Here is a 20,110-nt window from a genome sequence, read left to right on the forward strand (position 1 = left end):
GTTTTATTCGACAGAAACCGACGAATTTTATAGATGTAATCTTTGAGAAACGAGGAATAATTGCTTGTTTTAGACACTTTTTTCGGAAAATAGGTCTAAAGAACTATGATTTATATGAATACGAATACATAAAAAGCCAAATCAGAGATGCAAAAGCATCTTCACGATTTGGCTTGGGTAAGTCATGAAAGGGACATTGAACTGTTAATTTTTTTGCTGACGTGAAATCATAAAGAGCGTAATCCAGATGAGCATAAAACCAGTCAATTGCGCTACAGTGACAATTTGCTGAAATGCGATCCAGTTAATCACGACACCAACCATGGGAAAGCTTAATTCTGCCATCGTAGCATAAGACGCTTTGGTCGTACTTAAGCCTTTGTAATACAACAATAAGCTAAGAAGACCCGGAAGCAATGCCTGCAATAGCAGATTGATAATCACAGCTGCGCCCGCCCATGTACCGGCAGGCATATTCCATGGCGCATGCTCTACAGAGGTGAGGACAATCAGCAGAGGGAGCGCGACCATGAAGCGGAGGGAGGTTACCGTTTCATATTTCATTGAACGAAGCAAGTAACTTCCCATGACTGTCGAACCGCCCCACAGAACTGCTGCACCGAGTGCAAGTAGACTACCGACCTGGACAAAATCACGAACATGTCCGAAGGGGAGCGACCAACCGAAGGTCAGAAGATACGTCCCGAACAGAGCGACGACAATTAATAATCCAAAATGACGCGGCAACATTTCCTTCAAAATAATACGAGCTAGAATAATAGCGACCAAGGGTTGAAGCTTCTGGAGTAAGAGTACAGCATTCAAATCACCATTGCTGAGTGCCATGGTGAAAATTACGCTGGCCAGAGCCGAGCCACCCCACGAGACGAACAAAATAGCGAAAACTTGACGAAGCCGTACCGCTTTGAGCTCCTCACGATGCTTCCACAACATCGGTGTCAGAGCGAGGAAAAGCAGCACATGCTCCATTAGTACAATTTGTGTTGAGGTAAATGACTTTAACAAAATAATACGAAACAGCGGGTCTGCGCCCCACAAGGCTGCTCCAATTGCGACCAGCCAAAAACCACTTTTCATGTGGGAGCTACGATCAAAACCTTTGGATGTTAGTACAGTAGAAGATTGACTCATACTCAATTAGCTCCTTGCGAATACAGGACCGGTGGCACAAAAACCCCCGTCCATGGCGAAAGGCCATGCAAGACGGGGGTTGATCAAATAAACTTGCCGCTTTACGCAAGTTAAATGAAGTTACTGCAAAACCAATAACGCAGTATTCATCCACTTCGCGGCATGTTGATATTTCGATCTTCTTCCATCCGGACTTTACCGTCGGCTTTGGCATCTCACCAAATCAGTCCGTATCCTGTTGCCAGATACAGAGTCGCGGGCTTAGCTCCATGAGCCATACCGCCGGTTGGGAATCTCACCCTACCCCGAAGATCCTTATTCCGTTTTTAATTTCTCCTATAGGATATACCTGTTTTAGAATGAAGTCCAGTGAAAAATGTGTGTATATCGAACAATGATTTTCATCTGTTTTTTGAAAGCGCTCTACGAAATTACATATTACGAGGTAATATCCTTATACTCAATACCTCGAATCGCCGCATAAGCCACAAGCATTCCCAGTATAGAGAAGCCGATTTGCACGGGGGCAATGGAGCTAAGGGTAGCGCCGTTATTATTGGAGAAAAGCAATGCTACAATCAGGATTGAGGTCACAATGGTGGTGGGTACAGAGTATCTTCGCATCCCCATATACAGCGGAACCAATCCCATAAAGCTGGCAGCAACGGCATTGATTAACGTCCGTGCTGATTGTTGACCCAGTATCGAAAGAGTAAGGTTATCCGGTACAATCAAAACAAACTGGTTGAGCAGATGAATAGCAGCCGTAATGATTATTTCCGAAATAATAATGGACAAGAACGTGAACAGTAATACGACTAAGAGTTTGGCGATCATCAGCTTTTGACGATGAATCGGATACATGAACAAGATCGTAATCGATTTGGACTTAAATTCCCCGACGATAAAGCGGCATAGGAGAACGGAAGCAAACACAATAAATGTAGCTCTTACAAAATTGTCTATTAGATCCAATAGTTGAGTGTACTGTGTGAATTCAGGTATTCCTTCGCTTTGACTTTCCAGCGCAATAACACAGAGCAGCCCAAGAATGCATGCATTGGCGATCAGTGCTGAACGGATATAACCCGTCAGATGAAATTTTTTCAGCTCCAACTGCATCAATTTAAGCATGGAGATCACCTCCGTTTAACAGGCGAAAAAAGTAGTCTTCCAGCGTGCTGCTTTTCTGATGAATGGAATCCACCTCTATATCATTTAAGATGAGCGTCTTCGTAATTTGTTTCTGCGGTACATTTGTATCGTAAATACGTATACTCTGTTCATTTATCACCTTTATATTATTCAGGCTCAAATGATGGGAGAGGACGTAGGCCGCCTTCTTACAATCGTTGGTCGTAAATTCGATGTATTCCGTATTGGTTTCCCGCACCTGCTCCATCGATACTTCCTCAATCAGTCGTCCGTGATTAATCACGCCTACCGTATCCGCAATCTGCTCTATTTCCGCTAAAATATGACTGGACACGAGCAGGGTCATCCCATATTCCTTGCATAGCATGTGGAATAGTTGGCGGATTTCCTTGATTCCCACTGGGTCCAGACCATTAATGGGTTCATCCAAAATGAGTAACTCTGGCTTAGTCGCAATAGCGCGCGCAATCCCGAGACGTTGTTTCATTCCTAGCGAAAAATCCTTTACCGGCTTGTCATCTACATTTCGCAAATTCACTAATTCCAGGGCATCCCGAACAGCCTGCTTATTATAGTAGCCCATATATTCACAATGAAGTTCGAGATTTTGCTGTGCCGTCAGCCTGTCATAAAAAATCGGGTATTCAATAATCGAACCCATCCGTCCGAGCAGATGATACGATTTTGGCGTTAATTTCTCACCGAATAATTCAATTTCACCCGATGTCGGCTTGAGTAAATTCGTAATCATTTTCATCATCGTCGTCTTGCCTGCCCCGTTAGGACCGAGAAAGCCATAGGTTTCTCCCTTGCGCACATTCATACTGACTCCCGCTACAAGTTCGTTGCCCTTCAGGGCCTTTGTCAACTGATGTGTACGTATTACGTAAGTCATGGGTGTTCTCCCTTCGTATACTGCTGATAATTCAAGGATAAAGGGCGAAATGTTCATTTTTCTTTCGTGATTCTTACAAATTTATTAAGTTAAGCATGTTTAGTTCGACTAATAGTTGATTTTCTTCAATGTAAAAGAGAAGACCGTCCGCTCATATGGTCTACTAGTTAATTGAATTTCTCCGTTCATCGCTTCAACCAGGCGTTTGGCAATCGTAAGGCCCAGTCCGCTGCCTTGTACCGCCTTATTGCGGGAGTCCTCCAGTGTGTACATGCGTTCAAAAACTTTATCTTGCTCAGATTCCTGTATGCCTTTGCCACGATCCCATACCTCTATACGCACCGTATCCTGCTGTTCCGATAGAGCCAGACCTAGCGTCCGTCCATCTGCCCCGTAGCGAATGGCATTCGAGATCAGATTGTTCAGCACCCGCGCAATCGCTCCTTCGTTCCCCAAGGCATGAATGGGGTGCTCCGGGATCTCAATATGCACAGTAAATCCCTGTGCGGTCAGCAGGTCATAAAACTCCAAAATGCTGCGTCTGCACAGTTCTCCCACTTCCAGTCGAGTCAACGGAATATCCGTATCATTAGCCTCCAGCTTCGCCAAGCTAAAAAAGCTGCCGATCAGCTCAATCGCTTCGCTTGTCTTTTGATGAATTTTGGATAGCAGCTTTATACGTTCTTCTGGCAAAATAGTCGGATCGCCATCCAGCATCTCGGCATATCCAAGCACAACCGTAAGCGGGGTCTTGAGATCGTGGGAAATGTTCGAAATCATTTTGCGCATAGCGATTTGGCTACGGTTGTAATCTGCAGACACTCTGAGATTCAAGTCCAGTAGTCGGTTAATTTCCGTCATGAGTCGTTGCAGTTCAACGTCACCTGTGACATATAGCAGTTTTTCCGCATGATTCACCGTCACGATCCGCTCTAGTAGGGTTCGGATATCCTTTATTTTGCGCTTATAGGCCACACGCTCCCGCCAAAGCCATACTATAACGATTGACATGATGAGGACGATAATCCATTGAGAAATGTTTTCGATGTTCATATCAACCATTCTCCCATTTGTAGCCAATGCCCCATAGCGTTTTAATGTGGACAGGATGAGAGGGATCTTCTTCGATTTTCTCGCGCAGGCGGCGAATATGGACGTTAATCACGTTCTCGTCGCCCATATAATCGTCTTTCCAAATAAATCCGTATAATTGTGCTTTTGTAAATACTCGATTCGGATTGGCTACAAACAGCTTCAAAATATCGGACTCTTTGGCTGTTAGCTGAATTTCATTTTCATTGCGTATGACTGTAAAATGATCAAAATCAATGCGCAGACTGCCGTAGGTCAAAACTTGTGCTTGCGGCTGTTCCTCCTGCTGTTGCTGACGGGCATATGTAGTAGATCTGCGGATCGCGGACTGAATACGAGCGGTCATTTCCAGCATTGAAAAAGGTTTGGCAACATAATCGTCTGCCCCAAAGCCCAGTCCAAGCGCTTTATCCACATCGCTGTCCTTGGCTGACATAATCAGAATAGGTACGGCGCTGTGGGTACGGATTCGGCGGATCACCTCCATACCGTCCACCTTCGGCATCATCAAATCCACCAGTACCAGATCATAGGTATGACGTTCAAAGGCAAGAAGCCCCTCTTCCCCGTCATAGGCAGTGGTTAGACTGTATCCTTCCTTAGTGAGTGCTTTGAGTAGCATTTCGGCGATGGATAGATCGTCTTCAATAAGTAAAATATGTTGTGACATAGGTGTGGAACACCCCTAATTTTTAGATTAAGCTCGCGTGACGAACTGTACCTGAATTATATAGAGCAGTGGAGGGGATTTCCATAAAAAATATCCAAAGGGAAAATTAATGTGTCTGGTAATATATCATTCCCCTATATTATACTGAAAGAGTTTATAATCGGATGTTTGGAATACGGTGTTATAATATCCGGGACATGCCTCATGTGAGAGATTAGGTATGTCGAATCACGCTGCGGTACAGGACCGTCAATAAAGGAGAGCAACGATGTTTGTTATACGAGGAACACAAAAACTGCTGAAGGAATGGGAGACTGAACCACTTCAAGTTGATATTTATCCGCCTTTGAATAGTTGGCATGCCAGCTTGTTTTTACTTAATCGAAGAAAAAATATAGTGTTTATGCATGATATATCCCGCTTAAGCATCACGCTTTTTGGGATCAAAAAATCGCAGTACAACAACCTGCCAGTTCTTTTTGTGCAAGCTTTGAAGGAATTAATGATCAGTGAATGCTTTGATGAACAGATTGTAAAGGCATACACACAGGAAGGCGAGCAGATGCTGGCTACGACGACGAATAGTCATAGTGTAATGGGAACCTTGGATGAGATTATTTTTATCATGAAGGAACTGGATATGGAGCATGGGTGCGAGCTGGAAAAAAACCAGTGGAATAACCGGATTGTTTTCAAAACTGTTGAATACAAGTACCCTGTTGATGTTTTTAAAGAAATGCTAGAAAAGCATTATAAACTAGAGAGTATTTGAGAAATTTATGATTTTACCGAAATTAAGTTCCATTTATTCCCTCTGTCCTATATAATCTAATATAGTTCTAAAAGACTATATAAAGAGAGGTAAGGGGTAAATGAAGATTAAATTAAGAAATAAAACTGGAATGATCAAGGAACGCAAAGTAGGTTTTTCATGGACTACGCTCTTTTTCGGTTTTTTCCCTGCGTTGTTTAGAGGGGATTGGAAGTGGGCAGTTATTATTTTTCTGGTATCGATCCTTACGAGTGGGGCGTCCAACTTTGTATTTTGCTTCATTTATAACCGCTTACATATTAATGATCTGCTGTCCCAAGGCTATGGTCCTGCTACTAAGAAATCCCAAGCTATCCTGATTTCCAAGGGATTTATTGCTGAAAATTACGCTGCTAACTTTGCAGGTTAATTTGAGAGCTGCTTGTTAAACGAGACGTATCAAAAGAGCATCCACCAAAGTCCATGCGGGCGGGGAATGCTCTTTTTTTATAACTCACATGATAGCAACGCTTGCGATGAAATGAATCATAGCGCAATAAGCGGCACACTTTGGTAAAATAAAACGATACAGGGTTTGGCACCATCAGTCAGACTTATAAAACGGGGGGTACATAACGAAAGATGAAGAGGATTATTGATATAGCCAAAGAAGCAGGAATTGAAGAAGAACATTTGGAGACGTATGGAAAATATAAAGCGAAGCTGAACCCGTCCCTGTGGGAGCAGTTAAAGGATCGCCCGAATGGAAAGCTGGTGCTGGTTACGGCGATGAATCCCACACCGGCGGGAGAAGGAAAAACGCTGACAACCATCGGGCTGTCACAGGCGCTGAATGCGCTGGGGCATAAAACCGTTGCTGCGTTGCGTGAGCCGTCCCTTGGCCCTTGCTTCGGCATGAAAGGAGGAGCAACCGGGGGAGGACAAGCCCAGATTGTTCCGGCAGAAGACATTAACCTGCATTTTACAGGTGATATTCACGCGATTTCAGCTGCGCATAATTTGCTGGCAGCGATGATCGATAATCATTTGTTTCATGGAAATGCTTTGCGGTTGAAACCGGAGCGGATCGTGTGGAAACGCGCTGTCGATATGAACGACCGGAGTTTACGAAATATTGTGACCGGATTGGGGTCAGGTAATGGAGCGGTGAGAGAAAGTGGCTTTCTGATTACCTCGGCTTCAGAAGTGATGGCGGTATTATGTTTAAGTGAAGATATGGACGATCTTAAAGTGCGATTGGGTCGGATGGTGATTGGTTATAACGAAGATGGCGAAACGGTAACAGCTGAGGAACTACATGCGGTGGAAGGTATGGCTGTGCTGCTTCGGGAAGCATTGAAACCCAATCTGGTGCAAACGTTGGAGGGAACTCCAGTTATTGTGCATGGCGGACCTTTTGCGAATATTGCGCATGGATGCAGTAGTTTGATCGGTACGAAGCTAGCCCTGAAGCTGGGAGAGGTGGTCGTCACGGAGGCTGGATTCGGGGCTGAGCTGGGGGCAGAAAAGTTTTTTGACATCAAGTGCCGTCAATCCGGTTTGCAGCCAGATGCGGCTCTGTTGGTCGTAACCGCCAAAGCGCTGAAATATAACGGCGGTGTAGCTAAAAATGAGCTGGACGCAGAAAATCTGGAGCAATTGCAACTTGGATTAGCCAACATGAACCGGCATGTACGGAATTTGCAAAAGTTTGGCGTGCCAGTACTGGTAGCGGTCAACCATTTTGTAACAGATAGCGAGGCCGAGCTGGAACTAATATTCTCGGAATGCCGCAAGCTGGGTGTACCCGCAGAGCTGTCACAGGTGTGGGCACAGGGAAGCCAAGGGGGAGAAAAGCTAGCCCAAAGCCTGCTCAACCTGCTCCAGGAGGACAAAGCCCATTTTGCACCATTGTATGAGCATACACTTGATTTGCAAGCGAAAATTAGTGTCATTGCGAAGGAACTTTACGGTGCGGCAGAGGTAGCTTACACTCCTGCGGCCAAACGGGCGTTGGCCGGTATGGAGCAGCTTGGTTTTGGACAACTGCCTGTATGCATGGCCAAAACGCCGTATTCTTTCTCAGATCAACCTTCTCTGCTAGGTGCACCGGAGGGCTTTACCATTCACGTGTCCCGCGTTTCTTTGTCCGCAGGGGCAGGCTTTGTGGTCGTGGAAACAGGCAATACTATGACGATGCCAGGTTTGCCCAAATCCCCAGCAGCTGAGCATATGTCGCTGGAGGCAGATGGGAGCATTCAAGGTCTAATGTAGTATCTTTAGAAAAATGGCAACTTCTTAAGATGAAGTGCCGAGCAGTTTGGGCAGTGCAGTAAGCAATTTTTGCCGGGTCATGGCATCGCTCCAGTTCCAGCGGTCAGCTTCTACGAAATATACCCGACCTTGACGTACAGCAGGAAGACTGCGCCAGAGAGGGCTGCTGATCATACGTTCCAGCGTACGTTTGGATTCTGGAGCTGTTGGGACAAGCATAAAAATGCGGTCCCCGGCGTAATCAGGCAATTCGTTCGGATCTATTTCTGCGAAGCCTTGTTCCGCGTCGAGCACCTTTTGGATCGGCTCAACGGGCTGAAAGCCCTGTGGGTGGTAGAGGGCCGACGAGAATCCGGACATCCCCATGACAAAGAGCCGATCACCATGATCGAAGATGAAGACGGAGGCCGTTTCTCCGGCTGTGATTTGCGTACCGAGCTGCTGCCACATTGCCAGATTGCGGGCTGTAAAGGTAGACAACCAGCGTTCGGCCTCCCGCTCCTTACCGAGCCAGGCGCCAAGTGTACGCATCCGTTCCTCCAGCGTGGCGAAGGAGTTGAAGGTGACGGTGGGAGCGATACTGGCAATGCGCTCATATTCCTGTTCATCCGAATTGGCGATGATAATTAGATCGGGATCAAGAGCGCTGGTCAAGCGAATATCCAGTGGAAGGCCCACATCGGCGACATTCACAAGACGATGTTTATAGACGCTGTATTCACTGAGTCGCAGACTTCCGCCGATGGCTTTGGTCCCTAATGCCAATAGATCGCCCATCGTTTCTCCATGATAGATGATGCGGCTTGCTCGGCGCGGAATGTGAATATGGTGACCCGTCCAATCCTTGACGCGCACAGAACCGGAGACAGAAAGTGCGTACTTGCCAGGGGGAATCCCGGTCATTTGCCTAAACCGTCGATTAAAATAATATTCGTCAGAGAAACCAACCTGACGGGCAATTTCACGTAAAGGCCGTTTGCATTCCAGCAGCAGCCGCTTGGCATGGTTCAAGCGCAGCTCAGTGAGGTAATGCAGCGGCTTTTTGCCTGTAATTGTACGAAACAATTGGGAGTATTGCCATATGGAAACGTTCGCTTGTTTAGCGAGCTGCTTGACGGTAATGGGCTTTTCATAGTGGTTTTCCATATATGAAAGGGTACCTTCCACCGATGCTGGCAATGCCGGATTAGAGGTATTATTTTGATCAATATGGGTGTGGTCTTCCTGCCACAGCAAGAGCAACTCTTGAAACATGATTTGCTGCCGTAATACAGATGTTTGGTTATGCGGCTGTACCGTTTGTTGGGTACTATGAAATAACTCTTCAGTCAACTGAATAAGTTTGGAGGAAGAAGAGGAGGCAATGTATTCGCGCGGTCCCGGCAGGACAGGTTCATGATATAGGGATGGCATACGTGCTGCGTGTTCAGCCAAGGCCATGTCCGCTTGTAGTTCTGATGGCAAAGCGATGACCTCAAACGTGATTTTGTAGTATTCGGGTACAGTTCCATTCAGGGGAGCGATTTGATAGGATTCACCTGGAGCTAGCCAATACCCATGACCTGTATGGGATAGATACTGCTCTGGGCCAATGTCCACCATACCTGTCCCACCGATGAATATAAGAAGACAGTGATATGAATTGGGACGTGATAATAATTCATCGGTAGGCTCACCAACCAACGCAATTTCTTTAAAATGAAAAAGCAGTGAGCTGAATGGGGGAGGATATACGGACGACGGAGACTGGTTCACGGTATTGCTCCTTTTATTGAGAATGGTTATCATGTATGTATAAGTATACCTCCTTTAGGTTCAACAAAAAAGAAGCCTATCAACAAGTGTCGATAAGCTTCTCCAATTTTTATTTGATGAGCTTGGGCAATTCCTCCAGCAGCCATTCTCGAGTGGAAGCATCACTTTCAGTTTTGCCAATATCCTGAGTGTACACACGTCCCTGTTTGACAGCAGGAAGCTGGAGCCACAGCTTGCTTTTCATTAACTGTTCGGTGGATTGTTGGGCTTCTGAACTTGGTGTTCTTAGTATGAAAATCCGATCTCCAGCGTATTGTCCGATCACTTCCTGAGATATTTGTACAAATCCTTTGTCCTCATCCAGTGCTTTCTGAATAAGAGGAGTAGGCTTGAAACCATTCTTTTCATACAGTATTTGTGACAGTCCTGTCCGTCCCATTGCGAATAAACGGTCACCAGGATAGTAGGTAAACACTGAAGCAGTTTCCCCCGCCTTAACACCCTCTGCGTGAAGCTTGGTCCACATCTCCGCTTCCTTTATTTTATATTGGGCAAGCCAATCTTCAGCAGCCTTTTTCTTATTCACAATGTCTCCGAGATGCAGCAAACGTTCGTTTAACGGGGCAAAGGTATCGAACATAATTGTAGGTGCAATTTTTGTTAACGCTGCGTATTGTTTTTCATCTGTATCGGCGGTAATGATTAGGTCAGGCTGTAGTTCCAAGGTTTTTTCCAAATTAATCGGGAACCCCAGATCGGCCACGTTCTGAACCTGCTTCTCATAAACCTTGCCTTCAATCATAGAAGTCGATGTACCTATAGCTTTTACGTCTAAAACCAATAGATCCCCATAGTTTTCTCCGAAGTAAGCAATGCGCACAGGAGTCGTGGGAATGTTCACTGTATGTCCCTTATAGTCTGTGTAGTCACGAGTTGTGGCAGCTTCCGATGTTTTTGTAGATGCTGTTGTGTTGCTGCTTGCAGTCTGATTGTCAGATGCGCCGCATCCCAGCAGCAATGCCCCCATAAGAAAGAAAAGGCAGATCAGAGCAGTGTATTGTCGAGTAGAATTTTTGTTGATTGTCGAGTTCTTGTTGACCATAGCAACCTCCGTATAATAGAATGATTCAGAATTTTGTAAATGAGAATTATTATCACAAAAGCAATGATAAGCGCTGGACCCTCAATACTCAATGGACAAACTTGGTCAATGAATCCGATTTTGTACAAAATAATTCTCATGTGTTCTTAGCTCATTTCAGGTTTTTCAAATTTTATTGATTTGCCATTTTTTAAGGTATAGAATATCATTTTTATACATTTGAAAGGGGTTTTGAAATGGCATTGTTTATACATATGTTTTACTAGGTTTCTCTATAGCACTACCTGTAGGTACAATTACGGTTGAAATGACGAAGCAAGGGCTAAAGAATGGATTCATGCATGGATGGATTGTGGGCCTTGGGGGGATGACCGTCGATTTGTTATTAATCATTGGTTTATATTTTGGTCTGGCCTCAGTCTTGTCATTACCTGTTGTACAAGTGATTATGTGGTTCGTTGGAGCCCTTTTTTTGTGCTACGTGGGGTACGACAGCATTAAAAATGCGGATCATGATATTGCGCTAGAAGGAGAGAAAAAGACGAAATCATTATTTTCTTCCTATAAAAATGGGCTGCTTGTAGCTGTTTCACCAGGAAATTTAGTGTTTTGGGTGAGTTGGAACTGTGCTGGCAAGCTCATTTGATCGGTCAAATACAAGTCAATTCTTGATTGTTGGCTTAGGTATTTTGTTTGGTATTCTTATCCATGATTTAGGCTTGATGGCCCTTGTTGCGACAACACGAAAAGCGATGAATCGAACCGCCATCAAGTGGGTTACGATCAGTGCAGGCGTGGTTTTGATCGGTTTTTCATTGTATTTTCTGTATGAATTTATAATCACTCTCCAAAAGATTTTATAGCATTACACAAGGATACGTTCAAGCTTGTCATGCCAGTCTGCATAAATCGAACAAGTCCTTCATAGACATGTACTAATTCATTTAAAACATGTGCTGAAGGGGTTGATGACATGCGCCGGATTTCATGGATGCTTGCCATGGTCATGTGTGTAACGCTGCTACTGGCCGGGTGCGGCAAGAAGAGCGCGGACGATGTGGTTAAAGATTTGAGTGACGTGGTGAGCGACCTGAACAGCTACCACGGTACAGCTTTGATGACGCTGCATACCGGCGACACGCCGCAGGAATACAAGGTTGATATTTCCTACCGCAAGCCGTCCTATTACCGAATTGCCATGACGAACGAGAAAAAGGATGTTACGCAAATTGTGCTTCGTAATGATGAGGGTGTATTTGTACTGACACCCAGCCTGAACAAAAGCTTCCGTTTCAAAAGCGACTGGCCAAACAATCAGGGTCAAGTATATTTATATGAAACGTTGGTTCGCAGCATTATCGGCGATGCCTCCCGTCAGTTGGCTACCGACGATAAATCCTATGTGTTTGATGTGGCAGCGAATTACAACAGCCATGCGCTGGTGAGACAAAAGATATGGCTGTCCAAAAATGACTATGCACCGACTCAGGTACAGGTGTCTGATGCGAATGCCAAGGTAGTTGTTGATCTGAAATTCGATCAATTTGCTTTTGATACGAAGTTTGACAAGGACTCTTTTGATATGGAGCGGAACATGGCTTCAGGTAAGACGAGTACGGGTAGCGAAGGGGCGCCATCTTCCGGAGCAGTGGAGCCCAGCGGTCAGCTTGATCCTTCCGGTGCGATAGATGGGACGACTGGCGTGACGTCTGGCGAACCCGGACAAGAGCAAGGAACAGCAGGGGATGCAGTCCAGCAGCCGTCAGGGGAAGCGAAGGTGGACGGTACTGCCACAAATGATACGTCCAAACCGGACGCAGCAGCCAACGCAGATGCGCAGCAACAAACCCCGGGCACATCGGATGCCGCAAACGGAACGTCAGCGGGAACAGATGCGGCAGAAGCTGTGATGGGTGAGTTCGGCTTAATCGAACCGTCCTACACGCCAGCCGGAGTACAGATCAAGGATACGCCGGAGCTGGAGGATAATGGTACACATGCGGTGATGCTGCGGTATAGTGGAACGTATAACTATACCATTGTAGAGGCGCGTCCCAAAGATCGGGCAGTCGCACTAGCCGCAGGCGAACTGGTTGATATTGGAGGAAGCTTTGCCGTTCTGACCGGAGGCGAACAGCAGACGATGACCTGGATGAATGACGGAATCGAGTTCAGAATCACCAGTGCTGACCTGCCTGTGAGCGAAATGATACAAATTGCCGCTTCTATACAGGATCAATCGGGTAAATAAAACTTTATAGACGGATGCAGACGGTCTAGAGTGTAAAAATGCTCTGCTGCCGCCCGTATCCGTCTTTTGTTCATTCGCGGTCTAGGATGTGCACCGCTTGTATGTCGTGTTCATTGTAGAGGATGCAGGCAAACGTCTCCTGCCATTGACAGCCACGTTTTTGAACATTACCATTAACCTTTGGAAGCAAGAACTTTGCCACACTCCGAATGGTAAAAGGTTATGTTACAGGCTAACAATTGAAGAAGGTGACTGGATTTGCAAGCACAATACAGATCGACCCGGGCCGAAATCAACCTGGATCACCTTGGCGCCAACTATGAAGCTTTTCGCAAGGCATTGCCAGCGGATAAGCTGATACTGGTCTGTGTCAAGGCTAATGCCTACGGACACGGTGCCGTGGAAATTTCAAAGGAATTGGAACGCCTTGGTGCGGATTATTTGAGCGTCGCTTTTCTGGATGAAGCGTTGGAGCTTCGTCATGCGGGGGTTCAGCTACCAATTCTAGTACTTGGTTACACCTCACCGGAAGCTGTACAAACGGCTTGGGAGCATGATATCTCATTGACTGTGTTCAGTGAAGAAGTGCTGGAGGGTATCCGCAGACTGGACCGCCAAGGAAACGAACGCAAGCTGAAGGTGCACATCAAAATAGACAGTGGCATGGGAAGACTGGGTTTGCTGCCTGGAGAAGAGGCTATGGCTTTTGTCCGGCAGGCTCACGAATTAGAGCAGGTGCTGCTGGAAGGCATGTACACCCATTTTGCCCGCGCGGATGAAGAAGACAAAAGCTATACACTGCTACAATATGATCGGTTTCGGGGCGTGGCGGAAGCGCTAAGGGAACAAGGTATTACCATTCCCATTATACATACGGGCAATAGCGCCGCCACCATTGATACCCCTTCTCTTTCCCCCAATATGGTGCGGATTGGTATCAGTATATACGGTCTGTATCCGTCTGATGAGGTTAATCGGCAAGCCATTGAGCTGCTGCCTGTATTGTCATTGAAGACGGCGGTGGTTTACACCAAAACGCTTCCTCCCGGCTGGGGAGTTAGTTATGGCACCCGGTATGTAACCTCCAGTGAAGAACGGATCGGTACACTGCCAATCGGCTATGCGGATGGATACTCCCGCATGCTGAGTGGGAAGATCGAAGTGTTGATACGCGGTCGCCGCGTCCCGGTACTCGGTACGATTTGCATGGACCAGTGTATGGTATCCTTACAATCTTTCGCAGAAGATGCGGAAGAAATCCAAACCGGCGAAGAGGTTGTTCTCATCGGCCAGCAGTCCGGCGAAACTATCGCGGCGGATGAGTTGGCATCCAAGCTTGGTACGATCCACTATGAGGTGATCTGCATGATCGCAGATAGGGTACCGCGTGTATACACACGAGGTCATGTTCCTGTTGTTCGAGTGAACTCGCTTCTTCCAACCCGCTGGAATTAATTTCATAACGCAAATTACCGAATAAAAGCAGGAGTTTTCGCAGAACGTCCCGAAATATGTACAAAGGAAAGAAAAGAGCGCTATAACTGTCAAAAGACGCATCAGGCTCCGCTGACACTTGTATTTCGGGGATCAAACGCCTGTACGAAAACGAACTGCGTAGTTTATAATGGAATGCAGCATAGATGATATACGAATATCATATACATTCTCTTGTATTCCGTTTGAATAAATTACCGGGAATAACGTTATAATGGTACAATGGCGACAAGGTTTTGGGGGTGGAAGAGAAGTTGGCCAATTTGCAGAACACCAAAAGAATAATGATCAGTTTGCCAGATCATCTCTTGCAGGAAGTGGACGGGATCGTAGCTATGGAAAATTCCAACCGCAGTGAATTTATCAGGCAGGCCATGAAGCTGTATGTAGGCGAACGTAAAAAACGTTACATTCGTGAAGCTATGCAGCGTGGATACATGGAAATGGCTAAAATCAACTTAACCATGGCATCCGAAGCCTTTCACGCGGAGGAAGATGCAAACAGCACCTTGGGCCGTACAGTTAGCGGGGTGTAATCCATATTGATCGTAAAGCGCGGCGACGTTTTTTTTGCAGACCTTTCACCCGTAGTCGGTTCCGAGCAAGGTGGCGTCAGACCTGTGCTGATCATTCAAAATGATATCGGCAACCGGTTTAGTCCTACTGTGATCGTAGCAGCTATCACCGCTCAGATTCAGAAGGCAAAGCTGCCTACACACGTGGAAATCGACGCGGCGACGCATGGCTTTGATCGTGATTCTGTTGTTCTTCTGGAGCAAATTCGGACGATCGACAAGCAAAGGCTTACCGACAAAATCACCCATTTAGATGAAGAAACCATGCGCAAAGTGAGCGATTCGCTACAAATCAGTCTCGGTTTGATTGATTTTTAGCGTGATGGAACGACGAGTGAAACGGGAAAAGGGCAGCGCTTGGGCGCTGCCCTTTTGCGTGTCCAATGAAAAATGCAGGTAGGGCTTGCTTTAACGTCACCTGCTGGCGCTTTGAATCTTTTTTTGTGATAATGAAAGACATGGTGTACGACAAGAGCTGTGAGGAAGAAGGGATAGGTTTGTCTAACGAGGAAACGAAGACGGAAATCCGGCAGGAGCCGAACGAAGCAGAACGCCAAGAGCGGATTGTCAAACAAGTGGCGAGAGAGCTGTCGCTGGCACTCAAGCAAATCCGGACAACGATCAGTTTGTTGGATGAAGGGAATACAATTCCTTTTATCGCGCGTTATCGTAAGGAAATGACAGGAGAGCTGGATGAAAATCAGCTGCGTGAAATTGAAGATCGTGTGGTGTATTTGCGTAATCTGGAGGATCGTAAGGTAGAGGTCATCCGCATTATTGATGAGCAGGGCAAGCTGACGGAAGACCTGCAGACTGCTATCACCTCTGCGGTTAAACTTCAGGAAGTGGAGGATCTGTATCGTCCGTATCGGCAAAAACGCAAAACCCGCGCCAGTGTAGCGAAGGAACGGGGACTGGAGCCGCTGTCCATCTGGATCTGGAGCCAGCCGAAACAGGGCGATGCTCTGAAAGAAGCCGAGTCTTATGTTAATGTGGAACTGGGAGTGGACAGCGCCGAGGCGGCCATCCAAGGAGCCTTGGACATTTTAGCTGAAAATATAGCGGATGATGCGGCTATTCGCCAATGGGTACGCCGATATACGCTGGACCATGGTATGTTGACCTCCGAAGCGAAGGACGCGGAGCAAGAATCCGTGTATGAAAACTACTACAGCTATCGTGAGCTCGCTAAGAAAATGCCACCTCACCGTATTCTGGCAATTAATCGCGGGGAGCGGGAAGGCATTCTTAAGGTTGGTCTGGAGGTGGCGCCAGATTCCATTTACAATTACGTGGCTGGCCAAGTGATTAAAGGATCGTCTGTCGTGCAAGATCTGCTGCGCAGTGTCATTGAGGATGCGTATAAAAGACTTATCGCGCCATCTATCGAGCGTGAAGTACGCGCTGAAATGACGGAGAAGGGCGAGCAGCAGGCCATCTCCATCTTTGCAGGCAACTTGCGCAGCCTGTTGCTACAGGCTCCGATCAAGGGCCGACGTGTGCTCGGTGTCGATCCGGCCTATCGGACAGGCTGTAAGCTGGCGGTTGTCGATGACACCGGCAAGCTGCTCGAAGTGGCTGTGACGTATCCGACACCGCCGAATAACAAGAAGCGCGAGGCTGCTGAAAAGTTCAAGCAGCTAATTGCCCAATATGGTATCGAATTGATTGTCATTGGTAACGGAACCGCTTCGCGCGAGACAGAGCAATTTGTAGCGGAAGTCATTGCGGACATTGGTGACAGCAGTCTAGCGTATCTGATCGTCAATGAGGCGGGCGCGAGCGTATACTCTGCCTCCAAGCTGGCACAGGAGGAATTTCCCGATTTGGACGTGGCTGAGCGCAGTGCGGCTTCCATCGCACGTCGTGTGCAGGACCCGCTGGCTGAGCTGGTCAAGATTGAGCCGAAGGCTATTGGTGTAGGCCAATACCAGCATGATGTGTCGCAGAAACATCTGGATGAAAGCTTAAAGGATGTTGTCGAATCAGCCGTTAACCATGTCGGTGTGGATGTGAACACGGCTTCCTCTGCGCTGTTATCCTATGTAGCGGGGATCAATGCGACGATTGCCAAAAACATCGTTAAGTACCGTGAGGAAAACGGTAAATTCAGCAGCCGTCGTCAGTTGCAGAAGGTGCCGCGCCTTGGTGCAAAAACCTACGAGCAATCTGTAGGCTTTATCCGTATACCGGGTGGAGAAAATCCACTGGACCGTACACCGATTCACCCTGAATCGTATGCTGTCGTAGACCGCCTGTTAGCGGAACTGGACATCAGCGCCCACGATCTGGGTACTAAGACTGCAATGGAAGCACTGAGCGTGTCCAACATTGACGAATTGGCTGCAAAGCTTGAAGTCGGCGTGCCAACACTGAAGGATATTCTGGACAGTCTCCAGCGTCCGGGCCGTGACCCGCGTGACGAGCTGCCGTTGCCTGTATTCCGCAAGGATGTGCTGAAGATCGAGGATCTCTCACCAGGTATGGAGCTTCAGGGAACCGTCCGCAATGTCATTGATTTCGGCGCATTTGTCGATATCGGTATTAAAAGTGACGGGTTGGTTCATATTTCACAGCTGCGCAGTGGCTTCGTAAAGCATCCGATGGATGTCGTATCTGTCGGTGATAACGTGACGGTGTGGGTGTTAAATGTTGATTTGAAAAAAGGCAGGGTTGGTCTGACGATGAAACCTCCTGCAGAGGCGCAATCGCAGGCATAATACTTTAAATAAAGCTGTACAACCTTCTTGTGAAGGTATAACAAAAGCCGGAATCTCCGAACTGCATCGGAGATTCCGGCTTTCATTTTTGGATGCCTTAGCTTCTACCCGTTGTTGGCATCGAACTCCACGCCAGGTGCTTTATGATAAAAAAACCAACAATCGTTCAACAGTTTAATTTGGCGCCGGTCCTTTTTGTAAAAGGCCCGCATGAGCTGGTTGCTGAGCCATTGAGGCAAGCCGATCTCCTCCTCTGCGTTACTTCTGTATGTTTAGCATATGGGGTGGGTACCTAAAGTGTGCTTATGAATTGGGGGTTAGACTTCGGCCGTTATTTTATAATATGCTTGTCAGTAAGGAGCAAAGGAGGAGAGACCGGAAGGATGGAGTCTAAGTCCCTGAGCAATTCAATGAACCATTCTATGAACCGTTCTATGAGTAATGAAGAGCTTCAAGAATGGGTAGAGCGCATTTCGCTGGAGAGCTTCGGCGTGCCGTTTCGACATCAAGCCACCTTTAATGCGCGCCTGTCTTCCACAGGCGGTAGGTATTTTATGAAAAGTCATCATATTGAAATTAATCCACATCAACTCGCAGCTTACGGACGTTCTGAGGTGGAGAAAATTATTAAGCATGAGCTGTGCCATTATCATTTACATTTGCGAGGGATGGGCTATCAGCATCGAGATGCTGACTTCAAAGCATGGCTTGCCCGTGTAGGAGGGAGCAGGCATTGTCAGACTCTGCCAGGAAGAACGGAACGTAAGTCTCAGCCTTATCGTTACAAGCTAGTATGTGTTTCCTGTAAACAGGAGTATATGCGCAAGCGTAAGATGAATCCTCAGCGGTATCGCTGTGGGAAGTGTGGAGGTAAGCTTCGCCTGTTGGCACTTGACGGCACCCCCTGAATCATGGTAAATTAACCATACTGTAAGATAATTTACAGTAATGTTCCCTGATAGCTCAGTTGGTAGAGCACTCGACTGTTAATCGAGTTGTCACAGGTTCGAGTCCTGTTCGGGGAGCCATGGAGAGGTACCCAAGTGGCTATAAGGGGACCCTCTGCTAAGGGGTTAGGCTGCGAAAGCGGTGCGAGGGTTCGAATCCCTCTCTCTCCGTTGGTATTTTAAGCAGAAAAAGGACGCTCGTATGCATTGTAATGATGCTTGCGAGCGTCCTTTTCATCTATATCTGCTTTGAGAATAACGGTGGACTGAAATCGTTTAAATGGAGAGGCGGACGTGCTGCGTACAGCATGAAGCGACGTTAGCCTGTCTTGTACGCAGCCAATAACTTCTATTTCACGCTGTCAGCCTCGACTGTCTTGAGTATGTTCAACAGAGCATGAGCGACGCCATCTTCTGCATTAGTCAGAGTCACTTCGGAGCAGACGGCCTTGATGTCGTCTTTTGCATTGCCCATGGCAATGCCTGTTCCTGCCATCGTCAGCATGGAAATATCGTTGTAGCTGTCCCCAATCGCTACGGCTTCCTGCATGGGAATGCTCAGATGATTCGCCAGATAACGCAATGCATTACCTTTAGACGCATCCCTATGCTCGACTTCAAAGTTACGGTCTGAAGAGATGACCATGTTCAGGCCCTGAAAACCTCGGTAACGCTCACGGCCCCGATCCAATTTGGCTTGATCAAAGGAGAAACAGAGCACGTTATAAATCTCTACATCCAGTGGAATGTCCTCATATGAAGCGATGCGGGTATGTCCGGTCTGTTCATATTGTTTTTCAGCTGCATGTAATAAAGTATCCAGCGAAATATCCGGGTTGGAGCTCAGCAAGCGGTCCATTTCAACAGCAAGCAGCTGGTGTCCGTTTTGTGGAGAATAAATAGCGCGGTCTGTCATGACCTCATAGTAAAAGTCGTTGTCATGCAGCCAGCTCAGCACTTCAAACGTTTCACTGCGGCCCATAGGAGTAGAGGTTAACTGACGACGATGCACATCGTGTACGGTTGCGCCGTTTGCTCCAATGACGGGAGTTACAAGCTCTGCTTCCTCTAGCTTTGTCCAGGCGTCATAAGCGGCTCTACCAGTGGCAATTGTCACCTGAACGCCTTGCTGCTGTGCTTGGCGTATAGCCTCCGCGTTCACTTTGCTTATTTTTCCTTCCTCGTTCAGCAGTGTTCCATCCATATCAATCGCAAACAGTTTCATTTCTCCCCAGCTCCTGTCTTTCGATATCTCTGTGATAAATCTTGAGCTCTAG

At 46.9% G+C, this 20,110-nt stretch carries 18 protein-coding genes, 2 tRNA genes, 1 pseudogene and 1 riboswitch; of the genes and pseudogenes, 12 read left to right on the forward strand and 9 right to left on the reverse strand.

The genetic code is table 11. The features are described from left to right. Nucleotides 1–204 precede the first annotated feature (204 nt). The 5 genes from JOE49_RS12125 to JOE49_RS12145 form a co-directional block, all read right to left on the reverse strand. A complete protein-coding gene (locus JOE49_RS12125; RefSeq protein WP_023987584.1) occupies nucleotides 205–1,152 on the reverse strand; it encodes a DMT family transporter in 948 nt (315 codons plus the stop codon). Between the two features lie 172 nt (nucleotides 1,153–1,324). Then, nucleotides 1,325–1,469, reverse strand: a riboswitch (FMN riboswitch). 121 nt (nucleotides 1,470–1,590) lie between these two features. Beyond that, nucleotides 1,591–2,286 carry a hypothetical protein gene (locus JOE49_RS12130; RefSeq protein ID WP_023987585.1) on the reverse strand — a complete coding sequence of 232 codons (696 nt, stop codon included), beginning with the start codon at nucleotides 2,284–2,286 and terminating at the stop codon, nucleotides 1,591–1,593. Next, the gene (locus tag JOE49_RS12135; protein WP_209941315.1) at nucleotides 2,279–3,202 is read right to left on the reverse strand and encodes an ABC transporter ATP-binding protein; all 924 of its coding nucleotides are present in this window, start codon (nucleotides 3,200–3,202) and stop codon (nucleotides 2,279–2,281) included. The genes JOE49_RS12130 and JOE49_RS12135 overlap by 8 nt, the downstream gene beginning before the upstream one ends. A gap of 108 nt (nucleotides 3,203–3,310) precedes the next feature. Continuing rightward, nucleotides 3,311–4,255, reverse strand: a complete 945-nt coding sequence (locus tag JOE49_RS12140; RefSeq protein ID WP_023987587.1) for a sensor histidine kinase — start codon at nucleotides 4,253–4,255, stop codon at nucleotides 3,311–3,313. Between the two features lies 1 nt (nucleotide 4,256). Continuing rightward, nucleotides 4,257–4,964: a response regulator transcription factor gene (locus tag JOE49_RS12145; protein WP_023987588.1), complete on the reverse strand. Its 708-nt coding sequence runs from the start codon at nucleotides 4,962–4,964 to the stop codon at nucleotides 4,257–4,259. A gap of 268 nt (nucleotides 4,965–5,232) precedes the next feature. Between JOE49_RS12145 and JOE49_RS12150 the strand changes: the two genes are divergently transcribed. The 3 genes from JOE49_RS12150 to JOE49_RS12160 all read left to right on the forward strand — a co-directional run bounded on the left by JOE49_RS12150 (nucleotide 5,233) and on the right by JOE49_RS12160 (nucleotide 7,989). Beyond that, nucleotides 5,233–5,736 (forward strand): DUF6933 domain-containing protein, encoded by a 504-nt coding sequence (locus JOE49_RS12150; RefSeq protein WP_028543055.1) that lies wholly within the window; start codon nucleotides 5,233–5,235, stop codon nucleotides 5,734–5,736. 100 nt (nucleotides 5,737–5,836) lie between these two features. After that, nucleotides 5,837–6,145, forward strand: coding sequence for a hypothetical protein (locus JOE49_RS12155; RefSeq protein WP_013309242.1), 309 nt, complete (start codon nucleotides 5,837–5,839; stop codon nucleotides 6,143–6,145). 212 nt (nucleotides 6,146–6,357) lie between these two features. Then, complete coding sequence (locus tag JOE49_RS12160; RefSeq protein ID WP_209941317.1) at nucleotides 6,358–7,989, forward strand: formate--tetrahydrofolate ligase; 1,632 nt, start codon at nucleotides 6,358–6,360, stop codon at nucleotides 7,987–7,989. Between the two features lie 24 nt (nucleotides 7,990–8,013). Here the strand turns inward: JOE49_RS12160 and JOE49_RS12165 are convergent, their stop codons facing one another. Together JOE49_RS12165 and JOE49_RS12170 are read right to left on the reverse strand one after the other, a co-directional pair. Then, nucleotides 8,014–9,744 carry an ABC transporter substrate-binding protein gene (locus tag JOE49_RS12165; protein ID WP_076158231.1) on the reverse strand — a complete coding sequence of 577 codons (1,731 nt, stop codon included), beginning with the start codon at nucleotides 9,742–9,744 and terminating at the stop codon, nucleotides 8,014–8,016. A gap of 109 nt (nucleotides 9,745–9,853) precedes the next feature. After that, the gene (locus JOE49_RS12170; RefSeq protein ID WP_209941319.1) at nucleotides 9,854–10,846 is read right to left on the reverse strand and encodes an ABC transporter substrate-binding protein; all 993 of its coding nucleotides are present in this window, start codon (nucleotides 10,844–10,846) and stop codon (nucleotides 9,854–9,856) included. A 307-nt stretch (nucleotides 10,847–11,153) separates the two neighbouring features. Here JOE49_RS12170 and JOE49_RS12175 point away from each other — a divergent pair. The 6 genes and pseudogenes from JOE49_RS12175 (at nucleotide 11,154) to JOE49_RS12200 (ending at nucleotide 17,886) form a co-directional block, all read left to right on the forward strand. Next, nucleotides 11,154–11,709, forward strand: a pseudogene (locus tag JOE49_RS12175) (LysE family translocator). A gap of 110 nt (nucleotides 11,710–11,819) precedes the next feature. Continuing rightward, nucleotides 11,820–13,097 carry an outer membrane lipoprotein-sorting protein gene (locus JOE49_RS12180; RefSeq protein WP_028543051.1) on the forward strand — a complete coding sequence of 426 codons (1,278 nt, stop codon included), beginning with the start codon at nucleotides 11,820–11,822 and terminating at the stop codon, nucleotides 13,095–13,097. A 258-nt stretch (nucleotides 13,098–13,355) separates the two neighbouring features. After that, the gene (alr, locus tag JOE49_RS12185) at nucleotides 13,356–14,552 is read left to right on the forward strand and encodes an alanine racemase (protein ID WP_028543050.1); all 1,197 of its coding nucleotides are present in this window, start codon (nucleotides 13,356–13,358) and stop codon (nucleotides 14,550–14,552) included. Between the two features lie 293 nt (nucleotides 14,553–14,845). After that, a complete protein-coding gene (locus JOE49_RS12190; RefSeq protein ID WP_007429334.1) occupies nucleotides 14,846–15,127 on the forward strand; it encodes a CopG family ribbon-helix-helix protein in 282 nt (93 codons plus the stop codon). Nucleotides 15,128–15,133: 6 nt separating this feature from the next. Next, the gene (locus JOE49_RS12195; protein ID WP_007429335.1) at nucleotides 15,134–15,484 is read left to right on the forward strand and encodes a type II toxin-antitoxin system PemK/MazF family toxin; all 351 of its coding nucleotides are present in this window, start codon (nucleotides 15,134–15,136) and stop codon (nucleotides 15,482–15,484) included. A gap of 179 nt (nucleotides 15,485–15,663) precedes the next feature. Beyond that, complete coding sequence (locus tag JOE49_RS12200) at nucleotides 15,664–17,886, forward strand: Tex family protein (RefSeq protein ID WP_209941321.1); 2,223 nt, start codon at nucleotides 15,664–15,666, stop codon at nucleotides 17,884–17,886. A gap of 104 nt (nucleotides 17,887–17,990) precedes the next feature. On the opposite strand, the gene cmpA is transcribed toward JOE49_RS12200, so the two are convergent. Continuing rightward, nucleotides 17,991–18,125, reverse strand: coding sequence for a cortex morphogenetic protein CmpA (gene cmpA / locus JOE49_RS12205; protein ID WP_007429337.1), 135 nt, complete (start codon nucleotides 18,123–18,125; stop codon nucleotides 17,991–17,993). A gap of 144 nt (nucleotides 18,126–18,269) precedes the next feature. On the opposite strand from cmpA, the gene JOE49_RS12210 reads away from it, so the two are divergent. The 3 genes from JOE49_RS12210 to JOE49_RS12220 all read left to right on the forward strand — a co-directional run bounded on the left by JOE49_RS12210 (nucleotide 18,270) and on the right by JOE49_RS12220 (nucleotide 19,004). Beyond that, nucleotides 18,270–18,794 (forward strand): SprT family protein, encoded by a 525-nt coding sequence (locus JOE49_RS12210; protein ID WP_209941324.1) that lies wholly within the window; start codon nucleotides 18,270–18,272, stop codon nucleotides 18,792–18,794. 44 nt (nucleotides 18,795–18,838) lie between these two features. Then, a tRNA-Asn gene (locus JOE49_RS12215) sits at nucleotides 18,839–18,914 on the forward strand. 1 nt (nucleotide 18,915) lies between these two features. Further along, nucleotides 18,916–19,004, forward strand: a tRNA-Ser gene (locus JOE49_RS12220). 178 nt (nucleotides 19,005–19,182) lie between these two features. Here JOE49_RS12220 and JOE49_RS12225 read toward each other — a convergent pair. After that, nucleotides 19,183–20,058: a Cof-type HAD-IIB family hydrolase gene (locus JOE49_RS12225; RefSeq protein WP_209941326.1), complete on the reverse strand. Its 876-nt coding sequence runs from the start codon at nucleotides 20,056–20,058 to the stop codon at nucleotides 19,183–19,185. Between the last annotated feature and the right edge of the window lie 52 nt (nucleotides 20,059–20,110).

Origin of the sequence: Paenibacillus sp. PvR133, from assembly GCF_017833155.1 — a bacterium.
Taxonomy (GTDB): Bacteria; Bacillota; Bacilli; order Paenibacillales; family Paenibacillaceae; genus Paenibacillus; species Paenibacillus polymyxa_B.

Bases quoted from the DNA above. Each gene is read 5' to 3' on its own strand.
- JOE49_RS12125 (WP_023987584.1), bottom strand. From the start codon at position 1,152: ATGAGTCAATCTTCTACTGTACTAACATCCAAAGGTTTTGATCGTAGC.
- JOE49_RS12130 (WP_023987585.1), bottom strand. From the start codon at position 2,286: ATGCTTAAATTGATGCAGTTGGAGCTGAAAAAATTTCATCTGACGGGT.
- JOE49_RS12135 (WP_209941315.1), bottom strand. From the start codon at position 3,202: ATGACTTACGTAATACGTACACATCAGTTGACAAAGGCCCTGAAGGGC.
- JOE49_RS12140 (WP_023987587.1), bottom strand. From the start codon at position 4,255: ATGAACATCGAAAACATTTCTCAATGGATTATCGTCCTCATCATGTCA.
- JOE49_RS12145 (WP_023987588.1), bottom strand. From the start codon at position 4,964: ATGTCACAACATATTTTACTTATTGAAGACGATCTATCCATCGCCGAA.
- JOE49_RS12150 (WP_028543055.1), top strand. From the start codon at position 5,233: ATGTTTGTTATACGAGGAACACAAAAACTGCTGAAGGAATGGGAGACT.
- JOE49_RS12155 (WP_013309242.1), top strand. From the start codon at position 5,837: ATGAAGATTAAATTAAGAAATAAAACTGGAATGATCAAGGAACGCAAA.
- JOE49_RS12160 (WP_209941317.1), top strand. From the start codon at position 6,358: ATGAAGAGGATTATTGATATAGCCAAAGAAGCAGGAATTGAAGAAGAA.
- JOE49_RS12170 (WP_209941319.1), bottom strand. From the start codon at position 10,846: ATGGTCAACAAGAACTCGACAATCAACAAAAATTCTACTCGACAATAC.
- JOE49_RS12180 (WP_028543051.1), top strand. From the start codon at position 11,820: ATGCGCCGGATTTCATGGATGCTTGCCATGGTCATGTGTGTAACGCTG.
- JOE49_RS12210 (WP_209941324.1), top strand. From the start codon at position 18,270: ATGGAGTCTAAGTCCCTGAGCAATTCAATGAACCATTCTATGAACCGT.
- JOE49_RS12225 (WP_209941326.1), bottom strand. From the start codon at position 20,058: ATGAAACTGTTTGCGATTGATATGGATGGAACACTGCTGAACGAGGAA.